Origin of the sequence: Sphingobacterium paucimobilis HER1398, from assembly GCF_000416985.1 — a bacterium.
Lineage (GTDB): Bacteria > Bacteroidota > Bacteroidia > Sphingobacteriales > Sphingobacteriaceae > Sphingobacterium > Sphingobacterium paucimobilis.
Genome location: NZ_ATDL01000022.1, coordinates 139,141 through 156,318, shown reverse-complemented (window position 1 = coordinate 156,318; position 17,178 = coordinate 139,141). Strand labels below are relative to the sequence as shown.

At 43.4% G+C, this 17,178-nt stretch carries 15 protein-coding genes; 8 read left to right on the top strand and 7 right to left on the bottom strand.

Annotated elements, in window-relative coordinates; genetic code table 11:
• Window positions 1-85: 85 nt before the first annotated feature.
• Window positions 86-2,242, bottom strand: coding sequence for an ATP-binding protein (locus M472_RS42310; protein ID WP_021072014.1), 2,157 nt, complete (start codon window positions 2,240-2,242; stop codon window positions 86-88).
• Window positions 2,243-2,514: 272 nt separating this feature from the next.
• Between M472_RS42310 and M472_RS42305 the strand changes: the two genes are divergently transcribed.
• The gene (locus M472_RS42305) at window positions 2,515-2,730 is read left to right on the top strand and encodes a hypothetical protein (RefSeq protein ID WP_021072013.1); all 216 of its coding nucleotides are present in this window, start codon (window positions 2,515-2,517) and stop codon (window positions 2,728-2,730) included.
• A 16-nt stretch (window positions 2,731-2,746) separates the two neighbouring features.
• On the opposite strand, the gene M472_RS42300 is transcribed toward M472_RS42305, so the two are convergent.
• The 4 genes from M472_RS42300 to M472_RS42290 form a co-directional block, all read right to left on the bottom strand.
• Window positions 2,747-3,835 (bottom strand): DNA topoisomerase IB, encoded by a 1,089-nt coding sequence (locus M472_RS42300; RefSeq protein WP_021072012.1) that lies wholly within the window; start codon window positions 3,833-3,835, stop codon window positions 2,747-2,749.
• Window positions 3,816-4,154 carry a DUF7218 family protein gene (locus M472_RS0123240; protein WP_021072011.1) on the bottom strand — a complete coding sequence of 113 codons (339 nt, stop codon included), beginning with the start codon at window positions 4,152-4,154 and terminating at the stop codon, window positions 3,816-3,818. Before M472_RS0123240 ends, M472_RS42300 begins: the two co-directional genes overlap by 20 nt.
• Before the next feature lie 161 nt (window positions 4,155-4,315).
• Window positions 4,316-6,121, bottom strand: coding sequence for a glycoside hydrolase family 15 protein (locus tag M472_RS42295; RefSeq protein WP_021072010.1), 1,806 nt, complete (start codon window positions 6,119-6,121; stop codon window positions 4,316-4,318).
• A gap of 69 nt (window positions 6,122-6,190) precedes the next feature.
• Window positions 6,191-8,377, bottom strand: coding sequence for a bifunctional alpha,alpha-trehalose-phosphate synthase (UDP-forming)/trehalose-phosphatase (locus tag M472_RS42290; protein WP_021072009.1), 2,187 nt, complete (start codon window positions 8,375-8,377; stop codon window positions 6,191-6,193).
• 231 nt (window positions 8,378-8,608) lie between these two features.
• On the opposite strand from M472_RS42290, the gene M472_RS42285 reads away from it, so the two are divergent.
• Window positions 8,609-9,496 (top strand): SDR family oxidoreductase, encoded by an 888-nt coding sequence (locus M472_RS42285; protein WP_021072008.1) that lies wholly within the window; start codon window positions 8,609-8,611, stop codon window positions 9,494-9,496.
• A 57-nt stretch (window positions 9,497-9,553) separates the two neighbouring features.
• Here the strand turns inward: M472_RS42285 and M472_RS42280 are convergent, their stop codons facing one another.
• Window positions 9,554-10,051 carry an RNA polymerase sigma factor gene (locus M472_RS42280; protein ID WP_021072007.1) on the bottom strand — a complete coding sequence of 166 codons (498 nt, stop codon included), beginning with the start codon at window positions 10,049-10,051 and terminating at the stop codon, window positions 9,554-9,556.
• 415 nt (window positions 10,052-10,466) lie between these two features.
• Between M472_RS42280 and M472_RS42275 the strand changes: the two genes are divergently transcribed.
• Together M472_RS42275 and M472_RS42270 are read left to right on the top strand one after the other, a co-directional pair.
• Entirely contained in the window at window positions 10,467-11,531 is a 1,065-nt protein-coding gene (locus M472_RS42275) for a sensor histidine kinase (RefSeq protein ID WP_021072006.1), read from the top strand.
• Window positions 11,532-11,535: 4 nt separating this feature from the next.
• Window positions 11,536-12,201 carry a response regulator transcription factor gene (locus M472_RS42270; protein WP_021072005.1) on the top strand — a complete coding sequence of 222 codons (666 nt, stop codon included), beginning with the start codon at window positions 11,536-11,538 and terminating at the stop codon, window positions 12,199-12,201.
• 59 nt (window positions 12,202-12,260) lie between these two features.
• On the opposite strand, the gene M472_RS42265 is transcribed toward M472_RS42270, so the two are convergent.
• The gene (locus M472_RS42265; protein ID WP_021072004.1) at window positions 12,261-12,728 is read right to left on the bottom strand and encodes a PA2169 family four-helix-bundle protein; all 468 of its coding nucleotides are present in this window, start codon (window positions 12,726-12,728) and stop codon (window positions 12,261-12,263) included.
• Between the two features lie 211 nt (window positions 12,729-12,939).
• Between M472_RS42265 and M472_RS45680 the strand changes: the two genes are divergently transcribed.
• The 4 genes from M472_RS45680 to M472_RS42250 all read left to right on the top strand — a co-directional run bounded on the left by M472_RS45680 (window position 12,940) and on the right by M472_RS42250 (window position 17,174).
• A complete protein-coding gene (locus tag M472_RS45680) occupies window positions 12,940-13,113 on the top strand; it encodes a hypothetical protein (RefSeq protein WP_021072003.1) in 174 nt (57 codons plus the stop codon).
• Window positions 13,114-13,122: 9 nt separating this feature from the next.
• A complete protein-coding gene (locus tag M472_RS42260) occupies window positions 13,123-14,328 on the top strand; it encodes an NAD(P)/FAD-dependent oxidoreductase (protein ID WP_021072002.1) in 1,206 nt (401 codons plus the stop codon).
• Between the two features lie 151 nt (window positions 14,329-14,479).
• Window positions 14,480-15,628, top strand: a complete 1,149-nt coding sequence (locus M472_RS42255; protein ID WP_031302020.1) for a porin — start codon at window positions 14,480-14,482, stop codon at window positions 15,626-15,628.
• A gap of 115 nt (window positions 15,629-15,743) precedes the next feature.
• Complete coding sequence (locus M472_RS42250) at window positions 15,744-17,174, top strand: anion permease (protein ID WP_021072000.1); 1,431 nt, start codon at window positions 15,744-15,746, stop codon at window positions 17,172-17,174.
• The last annotated feature ends 4 nt before the right edge of the window (window positions 17,175-17,178 follow it).

Sequence of the window (17,178 nt, the reverse complement as noted above, 5' to 3'; positions counted from 1 at the left end):
CTTTTCTTTTTTATGTAAAAAATAGGATTACTTAAACTGCGAACAGCTGTGGATAGGATTGGTTCATAAAAAAGAAGATTCTAGCTTATAACATAGAATCTGGAAAAGGTGAGCTGATCGGAAAGATGAGGTTGACTGTTGTCCCCGTGCCTTCGATAGATTGGATCTCGATAGTGCCACCAAGTCTATCCATGATACGCTTGACCAGCGATAGTCCTACACCTGTCCCTTGAAAGGACTGTGAATTACCGGCACGGATGAAAATATCAAAAACGTGTGGAAGGTTTTCCTTCGGGATTCCGACACCATTGTCTTGTATACTATAGCATACAAGATGCTCGTCCATTGTACTGTGGATACAAACTTTGGGTAATGGATTTTTACTCGAGTACTTAACGGCATTATTGATGATGTTGAGAAAGACTTGGTATAGAGCACTTTTTTCTCCCCAAAGAGGCAGGAGCTTTCCAAAATCCATCTGACAGTCGGGTGCTTGGTGTATTAACTTGGCTTCCTGAGATATCTTTTTGATGGTGTACGACATCGGAATAGGATCTTTGGCCATCGCTGTGGTCTTGCTTTGACTGATAAGGACAATATTGTCTATGATATCTTCTATATTCGTAACACTGCCCGATAAGTTTTGAAACCAGTCGTTTTTCTTTTCAAGGCTGAGGGTATGACCGACAGATTTTAGAAACTGTAGACCCATTTTAAGTATGGAAAGTGGATTTTTAAGATCGTGCGAAAGACTGAAGGTAAACATTTCCAGCTCGTTGTTCAATAGCTGAAGTTCATTGGTCAGCATCTGTTTCTCTGCCGATCGGATGACGATAGATTCCTTGATCGTCTGTTGGAGCATCGTGATAAACCTTAAATCGCTGTCGTCCCAAGGCAGGGCAGAATCGTAAATAGGCTGTTCCCAAGTGCGTATTTGCGTACCATTCTTCTGTTTGTCTAGGTTGAGTTGGACAATCTTGCTGTTGTGTTCTTTTCGGAACCAGATGAGGTAATAGTCTTTTTCGATACCTAGAGTATAGTAGAGTAGGCCTGCAAATGGTAGCTCCTCCTGGAAGTGGGAACCGTGGTTGAGTTTGAAATTGTAATCTTTGAAAAGTGTTTTGTTACTTGCAATTTTTAAGTAATCCACTATGTCATAAAAAAGGTCAGTATGGGGTACATCGCCATGAAAAAAAACGTCTCCCTGATTATAGATACCAAAACCGTCAGCTTTGACCATATTGGTAAGCAGCTCCATATTTTGGACGAGCGCACAATTAACCGTTTTGTTATCGGCCAAAGAATGTTTTAAGATCAATTCTGCTTCCGAAAGCTGTTGGTTTTCGTCGATGAGCCCCTGTTTAAACAGGTTTTCAAACTTACTCATTGCGCTCTGTATGATAAAGATGCATAATTTGCGCTGTTGAAGATCGATTTTCTTAGCCTTCGGGTGTTGAGCCACTACAAGTCCCCAGAAGTTACCTTCTAAGTATAAAGGAAAGAAGAGAGCTGCTTTCACACCGATACTTCTGAGGTAGATTTCATGCAGCTCGGGTGGGACCGCCAGTTGACTGCAAAGTAGGTGTATGCCGGGATCGAGACTATATAACTTTTGGTCCAGTTTGTCTAGATTGGGAATATAGCGATAGGCTAGACTGTTATAGTAAGGAGTAAGTTCTGGCGGAAAGAAGCTTTGGGCAAACTCTTTACCACAGAAGGAGGGTTTATCTGCTTTTAAGGATTCGGCAATAATACTGCTTTGACCTGTTTCTTGAATCTGGAGCACAAAAACACGTTCAAACTTTAATATTTTCTGTAAGGCTTTGCATAGAAAGTTCCAGTTATTGACATAAATTTCGTCGAATAGAAAGCCCAGTTCATTCATGCGAGATACAGAAATATGCTTACGATGCTGTTCTTCCCATTCGATATAAACAAAACCTTTGTTAAGGTTGAGTTTAAAATAATAGTATTGACTCTTGATTTTTTTTGAAAATACCTGACTGGGAATTTGTTTAGCGATGAGCGCCTGGACGGTTGCTAAAAACTTTTGATGATTGCTACCCCATAGGTGGTGTAAAAAGTCAGTAAGGGGAAGTCCCAATAGCTGCTGTATGGCTATATTGGTAAAAGACTGTGCCGAATCGCTTATTGCGACCATGACCATCTTATTGTCTGTAATAATTAGATTGCCAAATTGCTGCAAAGAGTTGATATCAACCTGCTGTACCGTGTTTTTCATAAAGGCGCTTTCGAACTTTTAAGTTTATTTTTAAACGTAAAAAGTTGATATATATTGTTTTAGTGCTATGTAGGTCAAATTACAAACAAAATGCACCACTGCTATTTATAGTGATATTATGCCAACAATGGAAGGGGGAATTTGTTGACAAACAAGAGATATTAGGTGTTTACCGCTACGGTTGCCGTATTACTACGCTAATCAACGTAAGAGGCCAACCAATGATCCTTTGACTTGTTATTAAATAAGTTATAAATTAATAAGGAGATACCATGAAGAAAATAAACAGTTACTTTCTCATCACCATAACCAGTGTTATATGGATGACCGGCTGTAAAGGCCCACAAAAAGATACTGGCAGTAAGCCAGGGCCGGTGACCGAGTCAGATAAGTCGAGGTATAACCTGAATCCGACAGATGAATTAAGGTATGGAACCTTAGATTCCGCCAACCAGGATAGTACGGATACGCTAAAAGATAGTCTGTAATATGATGCAGACGCTGCTACTGCAACTGAGTCGAATCTTGTAGTAGTTGTAAGAGTTTTCGTTTATAAGAGGAGTCGGAAGTAGGAGCTAGAGGGCGCTTGTTCGTGCGGGAAATCCAGGAATCGAGCTTTCCTGACAGGTAGGTTTCTAGAATATAGGGATGGATGTAATGACTTCGGGTGATTGCTCGTGTATTTCCAAGCTGCTCAGCTACAGCATCAATGACGGTCAGGAGCAGGTGCTTTCGATTTTTTTCGTTTGTAGGTGCTGTTGTTATTTGACGGAGGTAATACAGTGCAAGTATACTGGCATACCAGGTGCGCAGGGTCTTGCAGGTAAAATCTTCGCCCATAACCTCTTTGATATATTGGTTCAGGTCTCCAGAATCTAAAGGAGTGGCTCTCTTATTCCCATCATAATATTGAAAGAGACGCTGTCCAGGGATTTCTTTCACTTTATTAAGTTGGTTGATTAATGATTTTTCTCTGAGGTAGCTTTGTTGCTGGATTCCTTTTTTGCCAACAAATTTAAAAAAGACTTTCTGTGAGGAGATCTGTTTTAAATGTCGGTTCCGAAGGGTGGTGAGACCATATGATTTGTTTTCCTTCTCATAGATGTCATTACCTACGCGAAAGTAGGTTTTGCTCATAATGGCCAAAGCCAATGCACAGACATGTGTTTTAGATAGTTCAGGCCGCTTAAGATCCCTTAAAATACGTCTGTCGAGATAGGGTAACCTTCGTCCAAAAGCCTGTAAGCTATTAAACTTTGTTTTGTTGCGCAAGGCAACCCACTGGGGATGGTATCGGTATTGTTTACGTCCGCGTGCGTCCAATCCGGTAGCCTGGATATGGCCGTTGGGTAGGGAGCATATCCAGACGTCTTGCCAGGCAGGCGGGATGACTAATGCCTGGATACGCTGAAGTATCTTTTCGTTTTTTAAGGGCCTGCCCTGAGGATCCATATAGGCGAAACCAGAACCACGTCTTACGCGGGAGTAGCCTTTGCCATCGCAGGTTATATAACGAAGCCCTGCTTCTTGCAGGGCCTGTTTCACAACAATAGCTTTGTCTGCTGTGGAGCAATTAGTGGTTTCGGATGGCATTGATCAATGTTGTTTTGTCCATGTCATGCCGTCCGGTGATACCGATTTTTTTAGCCTCTTCTAAGAGTTCTTTTTTGGTACGTTCTTCCATTGGGCTACTTTTACCTCCTTTTTTACTGGCACTGGGCGAATTGGCAATGCGGGCAGCTTTTTCTTTGCTGGCTCCTTCACGACGTAATGCTTCGTATTTGGCATCATCTTTTATCTGTTTTCCATGGTTCTTTGTCATGCTCTTATTATTTTGTGTGTCTACATTGATCATGGCAATGATCAAGCTTCTCATCTGTCCTGCGGTAATTTTCAAATCTTGTATATCCATAATAGTATGTTGAGTTGTTTACGTTAAACTAACTTCAAAAAACAGACCGAAATAGCGGTGCAGAATACTTGTTTTAGTCTCAAAATCTACGCTTTTGGAACTACGTATTTGTCGCAGTAGTGCGTAAAAACCGTAACATCGCAGAGCGGTGCAAACTCGCGCTAGCTGTTGGTGTTGTCGAAAAAAGTAGGACTATCAAGCTTGATAGCAATGCGATAGGCGGCGTTGACCAGTCCGACGTGGCTGTAGGCCTGCGGGAAATTACCCCATTGGCTACCATCGTAGTCATCGACGTCTTCACTGAATAGCATCAGGTGATTGGCAAAGGATAGCAACTGCTTGAACACTTCTTGGGCTTCATCGAGTCTGCCGACACAGGCTAATGCTTCGACGTACCAAAATGCACAGACCAGAAAGGTAGACCGTGGACGTCCAAAGTCATCTTTGTGAAGGTAGCGGTAGAATAACCCCCGATCGCCTTTCAATACTTTTTCTAATTGTTTGAGATGTTCTTTAGCTTTTTCCGAGTTGGGATCAAGGTAGCCCATCATAATAAGCTGTAAGGTCGAGGCATCGAGGTCTGTGCTCTCATGGGCATTGGTATAAACCATGCGCTCTGGGTCATAGCAGCTCTCGATGTGCTGTGCCGCTTTGTCGCGGATTACATTGGCCTGCCTACTGATGTCTTCTAGGTCATATTGCCGTGCTATTTTCAAAGCTGCTGTGGCGCCTGCCCACTGAAAGAGGTTGGAATAGCAGTGCCGTTTTTCCATATTCCGGAACTCCCAGATACCGGCATCTTTCTCATCAATGGTGAGTTCCATCTTGCGGAGTATAAAACGTGTCCATTCGGCTGCGAATCCGGTGTTTTGGTGGCGGAAGCGATGATCGGTAAATAAGGGAAGTAAGGCTATCATGGCCTGACCGTATACATCGTTTTGGATATGTTCGGAGGCTTGATTGCCTATGCGGATGGGCTGATTGCCCAGGTATCCGCTAAGGGAATCCAGTGTTTTCTCTTCGAGGTCGGACTGGCCCAGGATACCATATAGCGGTTGTAGCCGGCCGGGATCCGACTGGGTGATATTGGCGATATAGGAAGCATAGCGTTCCATCTCTTCGAAATGACCGATATGGCTCAATGCCGTAAGTACGTAGTAACTGTCCCGGACCCAGCAGAACCTATAATCCCAGTTACGCCCCGCACCGGGATGCTCTGGCAGACTGGTGGTGCTGGCGGCGATTATAGCACCAGTATCCTCATATTGATGTAGTTTAAGGGTGAGTGCAGAGCGTATTACTTCCTTTTGATAGAAGGCCGGAATAGAGGCGTTTTTCACCCAGCGGTGCCAATATTGACGGGTACGGGTCAGGAAGTCTTCGGCAGTACGCGCGATAGGCGCCTCAAATGAATTGCTAAAGGTCAGGATTAAATAAACCGGTTTATTAATCAGATAGCTTACGTCATTGAAGAAATGACTGATGGGCATATTGGTCGCCAGGCGCATCTTGACTTCGCCACATTCAAACTGGATATGGTTGCTCCCTCTACTTTTTTGAAAGGAAGCTTCACCATAGTGGTATTTGGGATCACAGACTACCCGTACTTTGGGGTGGCCTGAGATGGGCTCTATCTTGCGGATTAAGACCAGTGGCTTGTAATAGCGCTCGTACTGCTCAAAGCGGGGGGCGAAATCGGTGATGCGGTAGCTTCCTTCGGCGCTTTCTATTGTCGTGCATAGGATGTTTGTATTCTCGATATAGTGTTGGCTCGAATGTAGGATATCTCCAGGAGGAGTAATACTAAAGCGTCCTCCTTTATGCTCATCCAGTAGTGTACCAAATACAAAAGAGTCTTCGAAAGATGGCCAGCATAACCAATTGATGTTGCTGTCTTTGCCTACATGTGCGATATAGGCACAGTTTCCGATAATTCCGCTGTTGTAAAGATGCTTCTGTTTTGTCATATTGTCTAGTTTAAGTACGACAGGCCTTAGGAATCAAAGGCCTGTTGAGAGGTCATTGCTTTTGTTCTGTTATCCACGGAGCTGCTGGAGCAAGGTAAGTACGTCCTCTTGGTTTTCGATGTAGTACTGTGCCAGTGTCTGTTTATTGCCGACTTTGACGGTTACGGCCGAATCCTGCAATTCGAAAAACATGTCTTCGTCGGTGGAGTCGTCGCCCATGGCGAATATAAAATCGGGTTTGTACTGTTCTACAATCTCCAAAGCTGCTTTTCCTTTGTTCAGTACATTGATTTTGACTTCAATAACTTTATCCCCTAGGAGCAACTGAAGACCATATTGTGGCAACAGGTAGCGTAGGGCATCTGCCAGTTCCTGGGCGCGCATAAGACCCAGACCGGTATGGACCTTTCGGTAGTGCCAGGCTAGGGAGTAGTTTTTCTCTTCGATATTCGCTCCTGGTGTACGATCTGTAAATTTGGACATGATACGGCGTACTGGGGTTTTCCAGGCAGTAGGCATATCAGGTTTATCGCGCCACTGTCCATCAGGAAAATTGCTCCAGGCACCATGCTCGCCAATAAGGAAGTAGTCGGTATTACCAAACCACTTGCGTAAATCGGTATGCGGACGGCCACTGATGATGGTAATCTGATTGGCCGTATCACTTTGCAAATCGGCCAGGACCTGGAGTACTGCTGCGGTCGGACGCGCTGCATTGGCCTCTTTTTGGAATCCGACCAAGGTGCCGTCGTAGTCGAGAAATAGGAGTCTTCTTTTGGATTGGGCCAGCTTGTCTGTAATCTTTTTGAGGGTACTGCCTTGTAGCTTTCTACTGGCATGGGCTTTTTGCTCGCGCTTGATTTCATGTAGGCGGTTGAAAAATAATTTTACCCAATGGGAGATATTGAATTTTTTGACCAGTGTAATGTTGCTTTTCATCCGTTGCTGCTGTTCTCTTCTGGGCATATAGAGAGCAAGGTGTATTGCTTCTGTAATGTCGTCAATGGAATAGGGATTGATCTGTATTGTTTCAGGAAGCTCTTTGGCAGCGCCTGCGAATTCGCTGAGAATGAGTACACCATCCTGTTGTTGGGATTTGCTGGCTATATATTCTTTGCAGACTAGGTTCATGCCATCGCGAAGGGAGGTGACAAGGCAGATGTCTGCCGCAACGTATAGGGCAGAGAGGTCTTCAATGGATAGCGAGTTGTAGAAGTAGGTAATAGGGATCCATTCGTCCGAACCGTATACCGCATTGATATGCCCCACCATACGGTCGATCTCGTCACGCAATAGCTTGTATTGGGCGACATTGTCGCGAGAAGGTACGACAAGCATATATAAAACTACGCGGTTGCGTAATTCAGGATAGGTCTGTAGGAGATTTTCGTAGGCGGCCAGCCGTTCCAGAATCCCCTTGCTGTAATCCAGTCGATCGATGGAAAGAATGATTTTGCGATTTTGATACTGCTCCTGTAGCGCCTGTACTCTAGAAAGCACATCGGCAGATTTGGACAGCTGCTCAAATTTTTCAAAATCGATGCCCATCGGGAATACCTCTACATGTACTCTACGGTCCCGGCAGCGTACGCTGTTGTTCTTGGGCGAGAGATGGAGGAGGTTTAAGCAGGAATTTAGAAAATGTTGGGCATCATGATAGGTGTGGAAGGCGATGAGGTCGGCCCCCAACAGACCTTTTAGTAATTCATTGCGCCAGGGGATACATCTGAAAATCTCATCGGCAGGAAAGGGGATATGCTGAAAGTAGCCAATGGTCAGGTAATTGTTCTGCTGTCGTAATAATTGTGGAAGCAACATCAATTGATAATCATGGACCCATATCTCATCTTTTTCGGTGATATGCTGTGCTAGCGTAGCATCGCAGAATTTTTGATTTACTTGTTGATAGGCCGCCCAATAGGACTTGTCAAATACGGCGTAGGATAATCTGTAATGACAGATGGGCCATAATATTTCATTCGAAAAGCCTTCATAGTAGTCTTCCAGTTCTTGGGCACTCAGGAAAACCGGGATGAGGTTATGTCTGGCCAGTTCTTCCCGAATGAGCTGTTCTTCTTCCGGAGTTTCCGGGATGTACCCCGGCCAGCCGACCCAGATACTTCCGCCTTTTTTATAGTAAGAGCCGAGACCTGTGGCGAGACCGCCTTCGCTCGGAATAAAAAGTAATTTACCATCCTGTTTTTCGATACGTATAGGTAATCGATTGGAGATGATTATAGTTCGTTTTGTTTGCATACAAGGTAAGGTGATAGGCCAAGATTGGCCTGAATAGATGTAATACTATACTTGTCTAACGTCTCTTAGGAGGAATAGTTTGTAAAAGACGGGGGCGATTCAGGTATAAAGGCGGAAAGGGGTATTTATTACGGTACTGACACTAGGGGTAAATACCTGTACCTCTAATTTTATTAACAATTTGATGCCGGAGCTGTTCATTGTTAACTTTTGAACTTAAAATAAAAGACTATGAAAGAAGAAGAAAATAATCCAATTGATAAATACGCGAAACCGCCCTTTGAAAAACAGGATCAAGCTGTACCTGGTATCTCTAGTGCAATGAGTCCAGTTCCTGATCATGGCGAAGAATCCTATGAAGGTAGGGGGATGTTAAAAGAAAAGGTTGTTCTTATTACAGGAGGCGATTCGGGTATTGGTAAAGCTGTTGCAATCGCTATGGCTCGGGAAGGTGCAGATATTGTGGTAGCGTACAAAGAAGAGGTTGAGGATGAAGATGCTCTTGACACGAAAGACTGGGTAGAAAAAGCAGGTCGTACCTGTGTGTTAATTCGTGGTGATATTCGCTCAGAATCACACTGTGAGACTGTTGTCCGTACCTGTGTAGCTACATTGGGTAGGATCGATGTCTTGATTAATAATGCGGCGTATCAGATGACGTATAACAACGTAGAAGAAATCAGTGCATCGGAATGGAATAAAACTTTTGAAACGAATATGAGTGCAATGTTCTATCTCGTAAAAGCGGCTAAAAAATATATGAGACCAGGAAGTAGTATTATAAATACAACTTCCGTGAATGCATATGATCCGAACCCTACGCTCTTGCCTTATGCAGCGAGTAAAGGCGCAATCCAGAATTTTACAGCTAGCTTGGCACAACTATTCTTAGAGGATGGCTCAGGAATACGTGTCAACGCAGTAGCTCCGGGACCGGTATGGACGCCTCTGATCCCGAGTACTATACCTGATCATGAAAAATTTGGAGCCAATACGCCTATTGGTAGACCGGGACAACCTGTAGAAATTGCGCCGGTATATGTATTTTTAGCCTCGGATGCGGCATCTTATGTGTCTGGAGCTACGATCCCAGCTACAGGGGGGCGCGTTACGATTTAAATAAAATGCCCTTCTATAGAATTATAGAAGGGCATTTTATAGTACTTTATACTCGTATTAAGATACATACCCACTAAGGCTTTCCTTCAATAATTTGCGGGCCATATGGATTCTGGTTTTTACGGTTCCTTCGGGCACTTGTAGGTGTTCTGCAATCTCATTGTACTTGTAGCCTTCTACAAACATGGTGAAGGCTATGTAGTTGGAAGCTGGGAGTTTGGAGAGGGCTTCTTGTATATCTTCCATTACAAATTTGGATTCACCCCCGTTATAGGATGTATTCTCGAAATGTGTGGTATGTTGGAGTTCCGATTCGATAGTCCGGTACTTGACCTGTCTACGGTATTTATTAATGTATATATTTTTCATTATTGTATAGAGCCAAGCGACCAATTTGGGGTTGTGAACAAACTTCTCCAGATAATTGAGAGAACGTATGAATGTCTCCTGGACCAACTCTTCTTTTTCATAAGGATCGCTCGTGAACTTCTGCGCTATACTATTTAGAATAGGACTGTTTTCTAAAATCGTCAAGTTTAATTGTGCTGTTCTCATATCGATATTTTCTAAGTTGTAAGTTTATGTTTGTTTATTGGAATACATCAAATATGGTGCAGGATTACTGGCATAAATAGGTATGAATCGAGCTCGTATAAGGCGCTAGGGAAAAATACGGTAGAAGAGGTATATCTATCTTTTTGTTTTTATCTACCTGTATTACAGTGTTTTGTTGTTTTAGTTTCTGCGCTGTGCAGGGGCAATTGTCGTTATCGGCATGCTTGCCTGAATTTAAAAAAAGGTGTTTTTGCATTTGATATCAGGTAAAAATATTTTCCGACACGTATAAACCGCAAAAAAATAAATTAATAACAGGTATTTAATAGGGGAGAATAGGTTTGGTTTTTGCTTCTTCACCATATTACTCCATTGCTATGCTAGGTATTGGAGAAGAAATTAATCTTTGGAGTGAATGGAGATACACAGAAAACAAAAGGAACAGGAACTCTTCGAACGGTCCAAGCTGATGTTAAACCATCGGCCCAACGAAGTTTTTGTTATGAAAGAGGTATTTCCACACGGGGCACAAGGTCGAATGCTGTTGAACAATGCCTTTGAAATAACCGAAGCCTATGGTCCGGTCTTGGATCGAATGGAATACGCCCATAAAGAGGATGTTTTAGGAAAGACCTTTTTTGATCTTTTTGCTGGTAAAGAGAAGATGCGTTTGCAACATTTTTTTGAACAAGCAAACTTCGAATATCTTACAGTATTGTCTTATATACAGTTACGTAGGGGGAAAAGCAGTTCAAAATGGATCAGTATATACGGTAAGAAAGAGCAACTGAAGGAGGGAAGCTGGGGGTACGGTATTGTTTTCTTGGATGAAGAAGATAGTTTTGCAACATTGACTACTGATAAATTCGATACCTTGTACCGCTCTTTTTTCGATATGTATGAATCCGAGCTGGCGCAGATCGGACTGACACTACGCGATGATGTGGCACAAGAGCTTTATGCCCTGCGTGTGAGTATGCAGAATTTTATAATTTCAAACGGTTATGAAGATGAGATATCCGCATTGAAGAAAAGATTGAATGATACGATTAGAAAGATTACAACGCTTTCTAATGACCTGCTGCCGAATGTGTTTGTACATGTCGGATTTTTGCCCGCGATGGAAGATATGATATTTGGTGTGAAACGATTGGGTTACGATCTCCGCTATAAAATAGATGCACGTATAGCAGACAAATCGCCAGAGTTTCAGTTTTGCTGCTACCGTGTTGTGCAGGCATTATTGCAAAGCTGGAAGGTGAATGCCCGCCCCTACGAGGCTTCCCTAACAATAACCGTAAAAGGGAACAAAATAAATATTAACTTAAGTGAATCTAGGGGAGTTGGAGAGGAGAGCTTTCAGCACTATCCAGAGTCTGTATTGCACAATGTGCACAATAGAATCGGTCTATATGACGGTACTTTGGAGGTAAATCGTGTTTCAGAAAGCAGTCAGGTATTAATAACGATGTATAACTAACAATATGATTAAGATAATTTTGGTAGAGGACCATCTGGTGGTCCGCAATGGTATAAAGTTATTATTGGATACACAAGAGAATATGGAGGTGATTGCCGAAGCTAATAATGGTAAAGAGGCAATTGCTTATTTGGCGGAGGGAGTGGTCCCGGATGTTATTATTACAGATATCAATATGCCAGGTATGGATGGGCTGCAACTGACTGAAAAACTGGTGGAGCAATACCCGGATATAAAAATTATTGTATTGTCGATGTTGAATAATACGCAGAATGTCGCACAGGCATTTGAGAAAGGTGCTAAAGGCTATCTCGTAAAGAATGTGAGTTACGATGAGTTACTCTTTGCGATAGCACATATCGGTAACGGAGGCCGTTATCTCTGTGAGGAGCTTGCGATGCTCTTGCTAGAACGTGTTATTGCGCAACCTCCGGCATTTGGGGGCTACGAGCGTGAGGAGGGAGGAGCAGATGGAATTGAACTCAGTGAGCGTGAAGTGGAGGTGCTGCAGCTGATCAGTGATGGGTATACCAATGTGGAAATAGCGGATAAATTATTCTTGAGTAAACGAACGGTCGAAGGACACCGTCAGAACCTGATCGAAAAAACGGGAGTTAAGAATTCGGCTTCTTTGATTAAATACGCGGTCGTAAATAGGTTGGTAGAGTAAGGACATACGACCATCTATATAAAGCGGTAATATATCCTTACTTGATCTTTAGGAATCCATTATAGATCAATGTTGTCCCGCAATTCTTTGATGTGGTCATGTGCTTCGAGCTGTAAGTTTGCTTGGCTCTGGATAATCGAAAGAATGGCAGACGAAGTTTGCGCGTGCTTTGTCATCCCTTCTTTATAGACTTTTTTGAATTCATCCTCCCCACGCTCACAGCTCTCGAGGATTGCTTTTACGGTATAAGGAGCTACTGCAGATTTAATCTCCATCCATGTTCTGAATAGTTTACCGCTGGTACGGGTCTCTTCTGTGGGCATGTCACCCTCGCGGATAACCAAAGGCTTTAGTTCATTTTTAAACTGAATAGATTGGTCGCGGTATTTTTCAAAAACGTCCTGTAAGCCATAGTTGCCCTCTTCGGGCAATAGAGAAATAGCTTTTTCATAGCCTTCGATACGATCGTTGTTTATTTCTATAAGTTGATTCAAAAGGTCTGCCGTGTCTTGATGTAAGTTTTCCATATCGTTATTTTTTTGTTTGCATAGAGGACAGCTATAGGAGCATATAGTTGAGGGATGAATCGAATAGGGGTATTAGTTACGGGAGATCAGGTAAAAGTTCGGTGGGAGGTACCGTATTAACTGCTGCTCAGGGAGAAGTTTGCGTAAGTTCATGAGGTGGTAAAAACTAAATAGGAATTGAGCTGTTCATTTTATAATAAAAAACAGAGTTATGGAAAAGAACGATAAAGAGGAAAATGAAGGACAGGTGCCTGAGGTGGTCAAGGAAGAAGCGGATGACAAGCCCGCAGGGAAAGGTATCATGTGGGCGATTGTTATTGCAGTAGTAATATTGGCCATTATCTATTTTGTGTTTTTTAAAAATGATGTTGGCTTCGATAGTTAGATTATTGATATGGACTTGAAATCATCCGAGCCGTTTTGGCTGGTAAAAAACGGTTTGCTGGATTCTTATCCTTCCCTGAAGGAAGATATGGAATGTGAAATTCTCGTGGTAGGAGGAGGGATAACAGGGGCGTTGATTGCACATCAATGTATTGCAGATGGCTACGATACTGTTCTAATCGATAAGCGAGAGATTGGCTACGGCAGTTCGTCTGCGACAACCGCTATGTTGCAGTATGAAATTGACGTACCGCTGTACAAGCTGTGTAAGCTCATCGGTGCGGAAAAGGCCTTGTCAAGTTATATAGCCTGCTCAGAGGCTATTGACCAATTGGAAGATATTAGCCAGGAAATCGCGTCGAAGGCTGGTTTTGTACGGAAGGAGTCACTGTATTTTGCGGCAAAGCGAAAAGACGTTGCCGGTTTGAAGAAGGAGCTGGAAGCACGTGCAGCGGGTGGCTTTGATGTAGAATGGATTTCGAAGGAGGATTTATCCCAGCGTTTTGGATTAGAGAAGACGTACGGAGGTATTCTGTCTCAACAAGGGGCTAGTGTAGATGCTTTCTGTCTATTGCATGAATTGTTGGCTTATAACCATAAGCGGGGATTGCGGGTCTTTGACCGGACGGAACTCAAAAAGGTGAGGCAGCGTAAAGGGCATAGTCTCTGTACGGTAGGTACCGGAGCAAAGATTCAGGCGCAGAAAGTGGTGTATTGTGTGGGGTACGAAAGTAAAAGCATGATCAAGGAAAAGTTCGTGGACTTATTGAGTACGTATGCCATTGTCTCAGAAGTCGATGCTGATGCCTGTAAACCGATCAGAAATCTACTGGTCTGGAATACAGATACCCCCTATATCTATATGCGTTGTACGGACGATGGGCGGGTATTGATAGGAGGCGGTGACGAAAAATTTAGCAACCCAAAAAGGAGGGACGCCCTATTGGCACGTAAAGCGCGTAAACTCAGCAATAGTTTTGAACGCTTATTTCCTAAAAGGACATTTTATACGGACTTTTCATGGACCGGTACGTTTGGTGAGACCAAAGATGGGCTTCCGTATATTGGACCCCATCAAGACTTTAAAAATGCTTACTTCGTGCTGGGATTTGGAGGTAATGGCATTACTTTCTCCGTGGTAGGCATGGAAATGCTTTCTTTTTGGCTAAAGGGGAAGGTACATCCCCTACAGGAGGCATTTGCCTTTGGTAGATAATACAGCCCATATAAGATGTTTCAGCTTGTCAACCGTTACTTTCCGTAACGGTTTTTTTTTATAATTAATATTTTTTAAAACAATTTGATGACAATTCATGTATCTACTATAACCATCTACTATATGAAAAACTGTAACTGTGTATTAGCCTATGAAAAGAACATGTCTTTACCTTGTTTTTTATTTCTTGATCGCCTTGCTGGGGCCTGCATCTGTTTATGCGCAGGTACCGGATAGCACTTGGGGCAAAAAATTTGAAAATTACCCGACATTCAAGTTTAAAGGATTGTTTCAGGCCCGTTATGTGGTGAGCACGAATGAGGATGTTGATGTGGGAGGGCAGCATCACGAGGACCGTTCTGGAACTAGTAATTCTTTTGCGCTGAAGTATATGCGCGCGCAGGTGCAGGCTAAAATAAGCCAACGTACGGAGGTCGTGGCATTGGTAAATCTTGCCGATTTTAAAAATGATCCGAAGACCCGTGTATTGGAAAATGCCTATCTGAAATACACGTTTAGTCCTAAAGCGGCCATAACTGTGGGACAGTTCAGGCCTTGGTTTGGTATTGAAGAAACAATTCCGGCAGACATTATTAAGTCTTTGGATTGGTCGAATCAATACAGCGAATTCGGTAAGCTAGGCTGGACCAGCTTTCAGATAGGAGCTTCAATAGGAGGGACACTGCATCTCGGAAAGATGCCCTTTCAATATGCGGTCTCGGTAGTCAATGGAAATGGAAAGAACCAGGTCTCTGACAGCGACAACGGGAAGCAATATATGACGCGTCTAGTTTTTGGACTCTCGAAAAAATATGGGGTGAATATTGGCTTGAACGGTGGTGTCGGTGAGGTCATTAAAAAGAATGTATATGCTTGGGGGGCGGATGTTGTTGGCAATATTCCTTTTTCGGCCAAATGGAATCTAGACCTACAGCTGGAAGGTAAGCAAGCGACTAATCATGCGCTGTACAAAACTATTCTAGAGGAAGATCGCCCAGGTGATATCAATAGTTATCTCGTACGGGGTGTCTACTTCTTGCCTAATTTGCGTTATCAGATCAGACATAAAAACTTAGGATCCATAGAGGCTTCTTGCCGTTATGAGTACCTGGATAGAAGCTTCAGTAGGGATTCTAATCCACGGCAGACGCTGACTCCGATGCTGGGATTAGAGTTTTTGAAAGATTACGGTGCCCGTATACAGATCGGAATGCAGATGGACCGCTATAAGCATCAGGTAGCCAATACGACTACTTATAACGGCAACTTGTTTATCGTGCAGGTTCAGAGTAGGCTTTAATGAAAGAGAAATAAATCATTTAAATATGAAATATCCATGTAGTACAGGCTACACAAAGACCAATGAAAATACTTTGGATATTCCATATGACAGATAAAAGACAAATTATTTACATATGAAAGAAATAAACATCAAGAGAGTAGGGATTACCTTTTTAATTGCGCTGGCGCTTTGGTTTATCCCCGCACCTGAAGGGGTGACACCTGAGGCCTGGCATCTGTTTGCCATATTTGCCTCTACAATTCTGGGAATCATCCTCAAGGCAGCCCCTATGGGGACTATGTGTATGATGGCCATCGGTTTTACGGCATTAACACAGGTGCTTGCTCCGGGCAACCCCGGTGCTTCTATTGTAAAGGCATTGAGCGGCTTTGGCGATAAGGTAATCTGGCTGATCGGTATTTCCTTTTTTATTGCCCGTGGTTTTATTAAGACGGGACTCGGAAACCGGATCGCTTTCCTTTTTATTAAGGTGTTTGGTAAAAGTTCGCTCGGACTAGCGTATGGATTGGGCTTGGCAGATATGTGTTTAGCGCCGGCGATACCGAGCAATACGGCACGAGGAGGAGGGATTATATATCCAATCATGAAGTCCATGGCGATGAGTTTTGGATCTGTACCCGATGATCCGAAGACGCACCGTAAGTTAGGTTCTTTTTTGACACTCAATAGTTATTACATGAACTTGATTACCTCGTCGATGTTCCTGACGGGTACAGCCAGTAATCCGATGTGCCAAAAGTTTGCTGCCAATCTGGGAGTTGATATCACCTGGATGTCCTGGGCGGCAGCTGGTTTCATCCCTGGTCTTGCGGCATTTTTTATCGTACCGTTGGTGATGTATAAAATATACCCTCCCGAATTGAAGAAAACCGGTGATGCGCCTAAGATGGCAAGTGAAAAGTTGAAAGAAATGGGACCAATAAAAGTCAACGAATGGCTGATGTTGCTTGCATTTTTTGTGTTATTGGCGCTATGGATTTTTGGAGGAGCACTTTCCATAGATGCGACGACTACGGCATTTATTGGATTGACGTTGCTGTTGTTGACGTCGGTCCTGACCTGGGAAGATGTGAAGGCGGAGAAAGGGGCCTGGGATACGATCGTATGGTTTGCTGTACTGGTGATGATGGCCAGCTCGCTCAATGAGCTCGGTTTTATAGGCTGGTTTAGCGACTTGGTCAAAGTGCAGATCGGTGGGCTCAGCTGGATGGTAGCATTTCCGGTGATCGTATTGGTCTACTTTTTCAGCCATTATATTTTTGCTAGTGCTACAGCTCATGTGGCGGCTATGTATGCGGCCTTGCTGAGTGTGGGGATATCTTTAGGTATACCAGGAATGCTGCTGGCGATGATGCTGGGGTTCATGGGCTCGATCTATGGCGTGCTGACCCATTATGGGCATGGGCCTGCACCGGTATATTTTGGTAGCGGCTATGTTGAGCTGAAAGCCTGGTGGCTAAGGGGACTGGAAATCGGTATTCTGCTGCTGGTGATCTATATGGCAGTGGGTGGATTGTGGATGAAAGTAATTGGTTATTATTAAAATA

Coding starts and splice junctions, on each gene's coding strand:
- M472_RS42310 (WP_021072014.1), bottom strand. CDS start 2,242: ATGAAAAACACGGTACAGCAGGTTGATATCAACTCTTTGCAGCAATTT.
- M472_RS42305 (WP_021072013.1), top strand. CDS start 2,515: ATGAAGAAAATAAACAGTTACTTTCTCATCACCATAACCAGTGTTATA.
- M472_RS42300 (WP_021072012.1), bottom strand. CDS start 3,835: ATGCCATCCGAAACCACTAATTGCTCCACAGCAGACAAAGCTATTGTT.
- M472_RS0123240 (WP_021072011.1), bottom strand. CDS start 4,154: ATGGATATACAAGATTTGAAAATTACCGCAGGACAGATGAGAAGCTTG.
- M472_RS42295 (WP_021072010.1), bottom strand. CDS start 6,121: ATGACAAAACAGAAGCATCTTTACAACAGCGGAATTATCGGAAACTGT.
- M472_RS42290 (WP_021072009.1), bottom strand. CDS start 8,377: ATGCAAACAAAACGAACTATAATCATCTCCAATCGATTACCTATACGT.
- M472_RS42285 (WP_021072008.1), top strand. CDS start 8,609: ATGAAAGAAGAAGAAAATAATCCAATTGATAAATACGCGAAACCGCCC.
- M472_RS42280 (WP_021072007.1), bottom strand. CDS start 10,051: ATGAGAACAGCACAATTAAACTTGACGATTTTAGAAAACAGTCCTATT.
- M472_RS42275 (WP_021072006.1), top strand. CDS start 10,467: ATGGAGATACACAGAAAACAAAAGGAACAGGAACTCTTCGAACGGTCC.
- M472_RS42270 (WP_021072005.1), top strand. CDS start 11,536: ATGATTAAGATAATTTTGGTAGAGGACCATCTGGTGGTCCGCAATGGT.
- M472_RS42265 (WP_021072004.1), bottom strand. CDS start 12,728: ATGGAAAACTTACATCAAGACACGGCAGACCTTTTGAATCAACTTATA.
- M472_RS45680 (WP_021072003.1), top strand. CDS start 12,940: ATGGAAAAGAACGATAAAGAGGAAAATGAAGGACAGGTGCCTGAGGTG.
- M472_RS42260 (WP_021072002.1), top strand. CDS start 13,123: ATGGACTTGAAATCATCCGAGCCGTTTTGGCTGGTAAAAAACGGTTTG.
- M472_RS42255 (WP_031302020.1), top strand. CDS start 14,480: ATGAAAAGAACATGTCTTTACCTTGTTTTTTATTTCTTGATCGCCTTG.
- M472_RS42250 (WP_021072000.1), top strand. CDS start 15,744: ATGAAAGAAATAAACATCAAGAGAGTAGGGATTACCTTTTTAATTGCG.